This is a genomic window from Janthinobacterium sp. ROICE36 (genome assembly GCF_002869965.1).
Lineage (GTDB): Bacteria > Pseudomonadota > Gammaproteobacteria > Burkholderiales > Burkholderiaceae_D > Janthinobacterium.
In genome coordinates, this window is sequence record NZ_PEBS01000033.1 from 49,851 (window position 1) to 60,699 (window position 10,849).

Below are 10,849 nucleotides of genomic sequence, written 5' to 3' on the forward strand. Positions count from 1 at the left end.
TGGCAGGGTTTTTTTACGCCGCTACGCCGCCGCGCCGGGCCAGTGCTTGTGCAGCTCGGGATCGGTGCGTAATTCCCACAAGGCCAGCACGACGACGGCGATGCCGACGAGCAGCTCGTTCCACATGACGACGCGCTGTTCGGCCAGGCGCAGTATCCACGGCGAGGCGGCGACCCAGACGCCCACCAGCAGGTTGACGACGACGGCCCAGAAGTAGGTCTTGTACAGGTCGAAGGCCGCCAGCACGGCGATCACCAGGCCCGAGACAAAGGCGTTGATCATCTGCGGCGAGCCATCGGGATAGGAAAAGGCCCAGGGCGAGACGAGCAGCCACAGGCCCAGCAACAGGATCAATTGATCTTGCCAGCGTTTCAGTTTGAAATTGCCTGCCATATATCCTCCTTAGCCAGTTAGGGAACGGGCCGGAGCGGGCATGCAGCATGCCGACCGGCATACTGCGTTAGTGCGCTGCGGCGCGCGATAAGTTCCGCGCGCCTTGTGCTTATCATGACAGATTAGGCGCCAGCCAGCGTTCCACGTCCTCGATGCTGGCGCCACGGCGCTTGGCCATGTCTTCCACCTGGTCCATGCCGATCTTGCCGACAACGAAGTATTTCGACTCCGGATGGGAAAAATAGAAGCCGGAGACGGCCGCGCCGGGGAACATGGCATACGATTCCGTCAACAGCATGCCGATTTCCCCGGCCTGCATGACCTCGAACATTTCTTTCTTGACGGTATGCTCGGGGCAGGCCGGGTAGCCGGGTGCGGGGCGGATGCCGACATATTGCTCGCCGATCATGTCGTCGTTGCTCAGCTTCTCGTCCGGCACATAGCCCCATAAATCCTTGCGCACGCGCTCATGCAGGTATTCGGCAAACGCTTCGGCCAGGCGGTCGGCCAGCGATTTGAGCATGATGGACGAGTAATCGTCGTGCGCATCTTCGAAGCGCTTTTCGTATTTCTCGATGCCCAGGCCGGAGGTGACGGCGAACATGCCGATGTAATCCTTCACGCCCGATGCCTTCGGCGCAATGAAATCGGCCAGGCACTGGTTCGGCCGCTGCACGCCGCCGACCACGGGTTTGACGCCCTGCTGGCGCATGCCGTAGTAGGTAAACGCCACGCTACTGCGTGTATCGTCCGTGTACACCTCGATATCGTCGTCATTGACGCTGTTCGCCGGCAGCAAGGATACGACGCCATTGGCCGTCAGCCAGCGCCCGTCGATGAGTTTTTTCAGCAAAGCCTGGCCTTCCGCGTACACCTTGGTGGCTGCGTCGCCCACCACTTCATCGCTCAAGATGGCGGGGAAGGGGCCGGCCAGGTCCCAGGTCTGGAAGAACGGGCCCCAGTCGATATAGTTGGCCAGCGTGGCCAGGTCGACATTCTTGAACACGCGGCGGCCGATGAACTTCGGTTTCACGGGGGTGCAGGGGCCGTCGAACGGCACGATCATCTTGTTGGCGCGCGCTTGCGCCAGCGGCAGGATGGGCAGCGCCTTCTTGTTGGCATGCTGCTCGCGGATGCGCGCGTAATCGAGTTCGATGTCTTCCACGTACTTGTCGCGCTGCTCCGGCGTCAGCAACGATTGCGCCACGGAAACGGAACGCGAGGCGTCCGGCACGTAGATCACGGGGCCGTCGTAATTGTGGGCGATTTTCACGGCCGTGTGGGCGCGGCTGGTGGTGGCGCCGCCGATCAAGAGGGGAATCTTGAGCATGCGGAAGTGCTCGTCGCGCTGCATTTCCTTGGCGACATACGCCATTTCTTCCAGTGACGGCGTGATCAGGCCCGACAGGCCGATGATGTCTGCGTTTTCCACCTTGGCGCGGGCCAGGATTTCCGAGCACGGCACCATCACGCCCATGTTGACCACTTCGAAGTTATTGCACTGCAGAACCACCGTGACGATATTCTTGCCGATGTCATGCACGTCGCCTTTCACGGTGGCCATGATGATCTTGCCTTTCGGCTTGGCGACGATGCCCGTGCGCTTTTCTTCCAGCAGCTTTTCTTCCTCGATGAACGGGATCAAATGGGCCACGGCCTGTTTCATCACGCGCGCCGATTTCACCACTTGCGGCAGGAACATCTTGCCCTGGCCAAACAGGTCGCCGACTACGTCCATGCCGGCCATCAAGGGGCCCTCGATCACGTGAATGGGGCGCCCGCCATTGTGCAGCAGCTCCTGGCGCGCTTCTTCCGTGTCGTCGACGATGAATTGCGTGATGCCGTGCACCAGCGCGTGCGACAGGCGCGCCTGTACCGTGCCTTCGCGCCAGGCCAGGGTTTGCGCCTCGGCCTTGCCGCCCGCCTTCAGGGTGCCGGCGATCTCGATCATGCGCTCGGTGGAATCGTCGCGGCGGTTCAGCACCACGTCTTCCACGCGTTCGCGCAGTTCCGGGTCGAGGTTATCGTACACGCCCACCATGCCCGCGTTGACGATGCCCATGGTCATGCCGGCCTTGATGGCGTGGTAGAGGAAGACGGTATGGATGGCTTCGCGGGCCGGATCGTTGCCGCGGAAACTGAAGGACACGTTGGACACGCCGCCCGAAATTTTAGCGTACGGCAAGTTTTCCTTGATCCAGCGTGTGGCATTGATGAAGTCGACGGCGTAGTTGTTGTGCTCTTCGATGCCGGTGGCGACGGCAAAGATGTTCGGGTCGAAAATGATGTCTTCCGGCGGGAAGTCCAGCGCATCGATCAACAAATGGTATGCGCGGGCGCAAATCTCGATCTTGCGCTCGAAGGTGTCGGCCTGGCCTTTTTCATCGAAAGCCATGACGATCACGGCAGCGCCATAGCGGCGGCACAGCTTGGCCTGGCGCAGGAATTCCTCTTCGCCTTCCTTCATCGAGATGGAATTGACGATGGCCTTGCCCTGCACGCATTTCAAGCCCGCTTCGATGACCGACCATTTCGACGAGTCGACCATGATGGGCACGCGCGAAATATCGGGTTCCGAGGCGATCAGGTTCAAAAAGCGCGTCATGGCCGCCTGCGAGTCGAGCATCGCTTCATCCATGTTGATGTCGATCACCTGTGCGCCGTTTTCCACTTGCTGGCGCGCCACGGACAGGGCTTCGTCGTATTGCTCGTTGAGGATCATGCGCGCGAACGCTTTCGAACCCGTGACGTTGGTGCGCTCGCCCACGTTGACGAACAGCGATGCTTCATTGACGACGAACGGTTCCAGTCCGGCCAGGCGCAAGTCGTGCGACGGGGCCGGCACGCTGCGCGGGGTATTTTTTGACAGCAACTCGCCGATGGCGGCGATGTGCTCGGGCGTGGTGCCGCAGCAGCCGCCCGCCATGTTCAAAAAGCCCGCGTCGGCAAATTCGCGCAGCAGGGCGGACGTGTCGGCTGGCAACTCGTCGAAACCCGTGTCGCTCATGGGGTTGGGCAAGCCCGCGTTCGGGTAGATGCACACGAAGGTGTCGGCGATCTTGGCCAGCTCTTCCGCGTACGGACGCATCAGGGCGGCGCCCAGCGCGCAGTTCAGGCCGATGGTCAGCGGTTTCGCGTGGCGCACGGAATTCCAGAAGGCGGGCACGGTCTGGCCCGACAGGATGCGGCCCGAGGCGTCCGTGACGGTGCCGGAAATCATCAGCGGCAGGCGCACGACATGCGGGTTTTGCTCGTAGAACAGGTCGATGGCGAACAGGGCCGCCTTGCAATTCAAGGTGTCGAAAATGGTTTCCACCAGCAGCACGTCGGCGCCGCCTTCCACCAGGCCCTGCGTCTGCTGCAGATAAGCGGCCACCAGCTGGTCGAAACTGACGTTGCGCGCGGCCGGGTCGTTCACGTCGGGCGAGATCGATGCCGTCTTGGGCGTGGGGCCCAGGGCCCCGGCGACGAAGCGCGGCTTGTCCGGAGTGGAATATTTATCGCAGGCGGCGCGTGCCAGCTTGGCTGCCTGGACGTTCATTTCATAGGCCAGGTGGGCCATGTGGTAATCATCTTGCGCGATCGTCGTGGCGCCAAAAGTATTCGTTTCGATCAGGTCGGCGCCGGCCGCCAGGTAGCGCTCGTGGATTTCCTGGATGATGTGCGGCTGCGTCAGGGTCAGCAGCTCATTATTGCCCTTGACGAACAGTTCACGCGCGCCACTGCCAGCCGGCGCGGCGAAATCGATGAAGCGGCCAGCGGGGCCGCCACGGTACCCTTCTTCGTCGAGTTTGTATTGCTGGATGATCGTGCCCATCGCGCCGTCGAGGATCATGATCCGCTGCGCCAGAATGGCGCGCAAGGTGGCTTCGGTCGGGGACATGGCGGGGATCAGGGTATCGTTCATTTCATGCTTTCAATAGGCAAACGGGCGGCGGCGCGGCGACAAGACTTTACGAGGCGGATGCGGGTCAGCAGGATCAGCTGACGGAGAGTGCCAGCCGGGTAGGGCAGGCAGAAGGTGGCAATCGCCTGATTTCACCGGGTCTAAAATTATACGGCATCAGGCTGCTTTGGTTTTAAGCAAAAGCGGCCGTTCGTCCCACGGCAGACCTTCTTGCAACACATCACCTTCCGCCACGCCTTCTTCTGAAATGACATTCCTGAAAATCTTACTCAGAACGTTAATTTTTCCGTCAAAGTTGGCGGAAAGATATGTTGTCTATGCTGTGGAAAAATATCCACATTATTTGTGCCGTATGCGCATATTTTCAATGAATTGAATGGTAATAGCTGTAAAGGAAAATAATTTCGATATTAGCCAACACAGTTTGAGAGGAATAATGCTCAGAATAAATTTTGCCAAGCGGATATTTTAATTATTATCAAAACCAATTGAATCAAAAGCATTAATAGTTGTTATTCGGAATCGAATTGATCGATAATATTGGTTCCTGGAAATTAAATTCTCACCAAAAGTCACCAATATGTCACATTTATCCCGTGTCCTCCCCGGCATCGCACTGCATCAACATGGTGGCCAGCCATGAAAAACCATTTGCTTGTAGCATTGTTGGTCATGCTGGGCCTGTCTGCCTGCGGCGGTGGCGGCGGTGGCGGTGGTGGCGACACGGTGGTGGCGACCACTGCGGGTACTCCCGTGCTGATTCCTGCCGTGACGGCCGTCTCGGCGGCGAATGTCGCCGTGGGCGGCAGCCTGGTGGTGACGGGTACGAATCTGAGCCGCGTGACAGCCTTCCAGGTGGCCGGCGTGACCGTTGCCACCAGTGCCGCCAGCGAGACCAGCGTGACCCTGGCCATGCCTGGCGTGCCCGTAACGGGCGCCTTGAGCCTGGTCAGCGCCAGTGGCACGGCGGCCACCAGCTATAACGTCAATGTGTACCTGCCATTGAGCGTGGGCAGCGTCGCGCCATTGACGGGCGGCGTCGGTTCCAGCGTGACGATCGCGGGCGGCGGCATGGGCGCCGTGACGGCGGTGCAGTTTGGCAATGGCGCGGCGGCGACGCCGCAAAGCCAGACCGCCAGCAGCGTGACCGTAGTGGTGCCCTTGGGTGCAGCGACAGGCGCGCTGACGGTGCGCGGTCCCAACAACGATGTGCTCAGCAGCGACGCGTACACGGTCTTGGCCAGCGTGGCGGTGACGTCGATCACCTCGGCCGTCACCGGTGCGACCTTGTCGGTGACGGTGCAGGGCAGCAATCTCGACCAGGTCAGCTCGGCTTCGGTGGGCAATACACCCGCCGTCATCGTCAGCGCCAGTGCCAGCCAACTGGTGTTGTCTGCACCAGCCTCGGCAACGGGCAATGTGATGCTGTCGGCTGCCTCGCGCATTGCCGTCAATGCAGGCACGGTGTCGGCGTTTACCCTGGGCAGCATTGATTTCGCGCAAGTACTGAACTTGAATGCCAGCGATGCGGCCTTGCGCCTGACGCGCGGCAAGCCGGCCGCCGTGCGCGTGTCCGTGCTGACCCAGCAAGCAGGTCAGGCCAGTCCCGCCGTGACCTTGGTTGCGACCGCCGCCAATGGCAGCAATCTGGGCAGCATCAGCATGAGCGGCCCGTCGGTCTTGCCGATGCAAAAGAACGATGACAGTTTCAGCGGCAATTTCACTGCCATCCTGCCCGCTGGCTGGATCTTGCCTGGCGTGCGCGTGCGCGTGACGGCTGTGGGCAATGACGGCGTGCAAGTGAGCCAGGATGCGGCGCCGGTGGTGGCCAGCCTGGCCAGGATTCGCCTGGTACTCGTGCCCTTGAGCACCGACGATGGCGTGGCGCAATTGCCTGACGCCGAGGTGATCCGTGCCGCGCTGCTGCGCGTGTATCCGTATGCGACGGAAAATATCAGCATCACCACGCGCGTTGCGCTGAGCATGCCAGGCAGCAGCACGGCCGATAGCTGGTGGAGCGATACCCTGGGCAAGCTGGAAAGCAAGCGGGTGCAGGAAGATAGCGGCGCTTATTATTATGGTTTCGTGCCGAAAATGTCCTCCACGCGCGCCGCCGGCCTGGCCTACATCAACCAGCGCAGCAGCAGCGGCAACGACTTTACCTCGGCCATCGGCCTCGATGCCAGGTTCACCAGCATCGCATCGCTCGATCCATTCGGCAATCAATGGCCTGAATGGCTGACCACGCTAGTGCATGAGCTGGGCCACAACCACTCGCTGCAGCACGTTGCCTGCGGCGGCCCGGCCAATGCGGCTACCGATTACCCGTATGCGAATGGCGATCTGGGCCCGCAACCGCTGTATAACAGTAGTTATGCTGGCAGCATTGGCCTGCTGAGCAAGGCTGCGTATGGCGGCACGCAGATGAAGGATGTGATGAGCTATTGCAGCGGCGCCTGGTTCTCCGATTACAGCTATGCGCGGGTGCAGCAATTCCTGGAAAAACGCAGCACGCAAGTGACGGGCAGCAATGTGCTGGCCGCCAGCATGTCCGTGGCCGAGAATGGCTATCTGACCATTTCCGGCCGCATCACGCCGACCGGCGTGGCCTTGCGCCCGGCCGTTGCCTCGTCCACGCGTGTGGGCGCAGCGACCAGCGGCAGCGGCCAGGCGTACACCCTGCGGGTCCTGACGGCGTCGGGAACGACTATCGACTTGCCCTTCGATGCCGTCACCGTGGCCGACCATGGCGGCAGCGTCATGCGCCACTTCCGCGTCAGCTTCGCCAACCCGGGCGATATCAGCGACGTGGAAGTATTGTCAAATGGTAAGCCACTGACCAGGCTGGAGCGTTCGGCGCGCCGCAGCAAGGCCGCCAACGATGGCAGCTTTGACGTAACGCAAAGCGGCGGCAAGCTGGCGCTGGTCTGGGATGCCCAGGCGGAGCCCTATGCGGCCGTGCTGCACGTGGCTGCCGATGGCCGCAAGACGGTGGTCGCCGGCGGCTTGACGGGTGGCAATGCCAGCGTCGATGTGAGCGCCTTGCCGGCTGGCGGGCGTTTCGAGGTCAGCCTGTCGTCGTCCGTGGGCGGACGTTTGATGAAGGTGCAGCGTCGCTAAGGGGTGCTGCTGGATGCAAGAAGGGCTTGCCGCGGCAAGCCCTGTGTGGAATATGCACAGATCCTGTGCCAGGCGGAGGCTGCCATTTCCCGGCTCGCCTGCCTAGAATGGGGCTTCACCCACTTGCGGAGCACCCCATGCCCATTCTGAACCTGCGTTTGTCCACGCCACCCGATGCGCGCCAGTCGGCCGCCATCGCCGCCACCCTGAGCGGCCTGACGGCGCAACTGCTGCACAAGGCGCCCGAGCTGACCTCGGTGGCGATCAGCCATCTTGATGCGGCGCACTGGTTTGTCGGCGGCCCCTCGCTGCAAGCCCGGGGAAAGAGCAGTTTTTTCCTCGATATCCTGATCAGTGATGAAACGAATACGGCGGCGGAAAAGGCGGCGTATATCGCCGCCGTGTTCGCCGCCATGCAGGAGTATCTCGGCGACTTGCATGACGTCAGCTATATCCACGTGCATGACGCGCGCCAGGCGGCCTGGGGCTATGGCGGCTTGACGCAGCAGTTCCGCGCCGTGCGCAAGGCGCTGCAGCAGCCGTGATCAATCCCAGTGGCAATCCTGGTAGTGTTGCACGGCAAAATCGACGAAGACCCTGACCTTCGGCGACAGCTGGCGGCTGTGCGGATACAGCGCGTACAAATTGCGTGGGCGTAAGGTGTAGCCGGGCAATACCTCGACCAGCTGGCCGCTGCGCAGCGCGTCGCGCACGATGAAGGCGGCCGCGCCGGCAATCCCCATGCCGCCCATGGCCGCTTCGCGCAAGGCCACGCTGGTATTGGCTTGCAGGCTGCCGCGCACGGCTACCTTGTGGGCGGCGCCGTCGCCATCGGTGAACGACCATTCCGCCGGCTTGTCGCCGGAGCTGTACATCAGGCAATTGTGCTGCACCAGGTCCTGCGGCGTGGCCGGATGGCCATGGCGGTCCAGGTAGGCGGGCGAGGCGACGGCCACCGTGCGGCTGCTGGCCAGCTGGCGCGCTACCAGGGTGGAGTCGGACAAGCCGCGCGCCAGGCGCAACGCCACGTCGAAGCCATCGTCGATCAGGTCGACGATGCGGTCGTTGCAGACCAGATCGATGTGGATGTGCGGGTATTGGCGCGTAAAGTCGGGCAGCCAGGCGGCCAGTTCCAGGGTGCCGAAGGCCATCGGCGCATTGATGCGCAGGCTGCCGGACGGCTGCGCCTGGTGCATGGCGACGGCGCGGTCGGCCGCGTCAAGGGCGTCGAGGATGTCGCGGCTGGCCAGGTAATATTCCTGGCCGGCGGCCGTTAGGGCGAAGCGGCGCGTCGTGCGGTTGAGTAATTGGGTGCCCAGCTGGCTTTCCAGCTGGCGCACCTGGCGCGAGACGATGGAGTGGGAGATGCCCAGCGCGTTGCCGGCGGCCGTGAAACTGCCCAGTTCCACGACGCGGCGCAGGGCGCGCAGGGCGGTCAGCTGGTCCATGGGCGCGTGTTGCGGGTATCGATGACTTGATTAAACGAAGCGTTTGCCTTCCAGCGGGAAACCCTTGATGAATTCGGCCGCGGGCAGGCGCTTGCCGCCCGGTTTTTGCAGTTCCGTCAGGCGCAGGGAACCATTGCCGCAGGCCACGACGATGCCGTGCTGGGCGTCGGCGGCCAGCACCTGGCCCGGTGCTTCCTTGCTGTCCGCTTCGAGTACCTCTGCCGCCCAGATCTTGATGGTGACGCCATCGACCTGGCCGCAGGCGCCGGGAAACGGATTGAAGGCGCGGATTTTCAGGCCCAGTTCCAGCGCCGGCAGGCTGAAATCGAGCGCCGCTTCTTCCTTGGCGATCTTTGCCGCGTAGCTGACGCCCGCTTCCGGTTGCGGCACGGCTTCGAGCGGCTGCTGCTGCATCTTGCGCAGGGTCTCGACGATCATCTTGCCGCCCAGCGTGGCCAGCTTGTCGTGCAGGCTGGCGGTGGAATCGCCCGCTTCGATGGGCGTGCGCTCGATGGCCAGCATGGGGCCGGTATCGAGGCCTTCTTCCATTTGCATGATGGTCACGCCCGTTTCATCGTCACCGGCCTCGATGGCGCGGTGAATCGGCGCCGCACCGCGCCAGCGCGGCAGCAATGAACCGTGGATATTGATGCAAGGTTTGATATCGAGCGTGCTGCGCGGCAAGATCAAGCCGTAGGCCGCCACGACCATCACGTCGTAATCGGTGGCCAGCAGGCGCTCGTGGGCTGCCTTTGCCTCGGCGGCACGCTGCGGGTCCTTGCTGTCCATGCGCAAGGACAGCGGCTGCAGCACGTCGATGCCGTGTTCCTGCGCGTATTGCTTGACGGCCGAAGCATGCAACTGCATGCCGCGTCCGGCAGGGCGGTCGGGCTGGGTCAGCACCAGCGGAATGTCAAAACCCGCTTCGTGCAAGTCTTTCAGGGCCGTGGCGGCAAATTCAGGCGTGCCTGCGAAGATCACTTTCATATGGTTCCTTGACGTGAGGTGCGCAGGCCTGCGCCGGAGGGCGCCAGGCTGGCGTGGTGCAGCGACTACTGTTGCTGCTTAGTCTATCAGCAGTACTGAAATACTGGCTTAGAAACGGCGATTCTGTGCGCGCAAGCTCGCTTCGCGCTCGAGACCACGGACTTCCTTGATCATCTTGGCCTTGATGCGGTTGCGCTTGAGCGGCGACAGGTATTCGACGAATACCTTGCCCAGCAGATGATCCATCTCATGCTGGATGCAGACAGCCAGCAAGCCATCGGCTTCCAGTTCGAACTGCTTGCCGTGACGGTCCAGGGCGCGCACCTTGATGCGGGCCGGACGCTCGACGCCATCGTAGACGCCAGGCACGGACAAACAGCCTTCGTCGTAGACCTGCTTTTCTTCGCTGGCCCAGGTGATTTCCGGGTTGAGGAACACTTGCAGCTGGTTTTTCTCTTCGGTGATGTCGATCACCATCATCTGGATATGCGCGTCCACTTGCGACGCGGCAAGGCCCACTCCGGGGGCGTCGTACATGGTTTCGGCCATGTCGTCGATCAGGGTTTGCAGGCGCTCGCCAAATTCGGTGACGGGCTTGGCGATCGTGTGCAGGCGAGGATCGGGGTAACGCAGGATATTTAATATGGACATACGGATTCGACTGGTTAAGGTGGGCGCCGGTGCGCCTGATTATTCATGCCTGGGCCATGCGGACGATGGCAGGGCTATTTATTTTGAGTACGCTACGGTTGGGCGCGTATGGCGCAACGACGCGGCAGATGCGTTTGCCAGTGCGCTATTCGTTTGCTGCAAAGGGAAATTTTATCACAGACGCCCATGACGCTGTGGATGAGGGGCCGTTTTGCACAGGGCGATTGCATGAAGCATCAGGTCGGCAAGCCCAAGACCTTGGCGAGATAGTCGGCATTCCAGCCAGCTTTTAAGCGTTTGGTAGCGATGCCGGCCTTGGTTGTCTTTTCGTTTTTCAGTAAAT

Annotated in this window: 7 protein-coding genes; 2 read left to right on the plus strand and 5 right to left on the minus strand. The window is 61.9% G+C overall.

All coding sequences use genetic code 11. The annotated features are described in order from the left end of the window. Positions 1–21 precede the first annotated feature (21 nt). Entirely contained in the window at positions 22–393 is a 372-nt protein-coding gene (locus tag CSZ94_RS14905; RefSeq protein ID WP_102122219.1) for an SPW repeat protein, read from the minus strand. 112 nt (positions 394–505) lie between these two features. Next, positions 506–4,300 carry a methionine synthase gene (gene metH, locus CSZ94_RS14910; RefSeq protein WP_180977486.1) on the minus strand — a complete coding sequence of 1,265 codons (3,795 nt, stop codon included), beginning with the start codon at positions 4,298–4,300 and terminating at the stop codon, positions 506–508. A gap of 639 nt (positions 4,301–4,939) precedes the next feature. On the opposite strand from metH, the gene CSZ94_RS14915 reads away from it, so the two are divergent. Both CSZ94_RS14915 and CSZ94_RS14920 read left to right on the plus strand, forming a co-directional pair. Then, entirely contained in the window at positions 4,940–7,420 is a 2,481-nt protein-coding gene (locus CSZ94_RS14915; RefSeq protein ID WP_102122220.1) for an IPT/TIG domain-containing protein, read from the plus strand. A gap of 137 nt (positions 7,421–7,557) precedes the next feature. Beyond that, positions 7,558–7,965 carry a tautomerase family protein gene (locus CSZ94_RS14920; protein WP_102122221.1) on the plus strand — a complete coding sequence of 136 codons (408 nt, stop codon included), beginning with the start codon at positions 7,558–7,560 and terminating at the stop codon, positions 7,963–7,965. Here CSZ94_RS14920 and CSZ94_RS14925 read toward each other — a convergent pair whose 3' ends face one another. The 3 genes from CSZ94_RS14925 to def form a co-directional block, all read right to left on the minus strand. Next, positions 7,966–8,868 (minus strand): LysR family transcriptional regulator, encoded by a 903-nt coding sequence (locus CSZ94_RS14925; protein WP_102122222.1) that lies wholly within the window; start codon positions 8,866–8,868, stop codon positions 7,966–7,968. Positions 8,869–8,898: 30 nt separating this feature from the next. Continuing rightward, positions 8,899–9,855, minus strand: a complete 957-nt coding sequence (fmt, locus tag CSZ94_RS14930; protein WP_102122223.1) for a methionyl-tRNA formyltransferase — start codon at positions 9,853–9,855, stop codon at positions 8,899–8,901. A 108-nt stretch (positions 9,856–9,963) separates the two neighbouring features. Further along, positions 9,964–10,506 carry a peptide deformylase gene (def, locus tag CSZ94_RS14935; RefSeq protein ID WP_102122224.1) on the minus strand — a complete coding sequence of 181 codons (543 nt, stop codon included), beginning with the start codon at positions 10,504–10,506 and terminating at the stop codon, positions 9,964–9,966. Positions 10,507–10,849 lie beyond the last annotated feature (343 nt).

Excerpts from the sequence above, each read along its gene's own strand:
- metH (WP_180977486.1), bottom strand. The coding sequence starts at position 4,300 with ATGAACGATACCCTGATCCCCGCCATGTCCCCGACCGAAGCCACCTTG.
- CSZ94_RS14925 (WP_102122222.1), bottom strand. The coding sequence starts at position 8,868 with ATGGACCAGCTGACCGCCCTGCGCGCCCTGCGCCGCGTCGTGGAACTG.
- CSZ94_RS14920 (WP_102122221.1), top strand. The coding sequence starts at position 7,558 with ATGCCCATTCTGAACCTGCGTTTGTCCACGCCACCCGATGCGCGCCAG.
- CSZ94_RS14905 (WP_102122219.1), bottom strand. The coding sequence starts at position 393 with ATGGCAGGCAATTTCAAACTGAAACGCTGGCAAGATCAATTGATCCTG.
- CSZ94_RS14915 (WP_102122220.1), top strand. The coding sequence starts at position 4,940 with ATGAAAAACCATTTGCTTGTAGCATTGTTGGTCATGCTGGGCCTGTCT.
- def (WP_102122224.1), bottom strand. The coding sequence starts at position 10,506 with ATGTCCATATTAAATATCCTGCGTTACCCCGATCCTCGCCTGCACACG.
- fmt (WP_102122223.1), bottom strand. The coding sequence starts at position 9,855 with ATGAAAGTGATCTTCGCAGGCACGCCTGAATTTGCCGCCACGGCCCTG.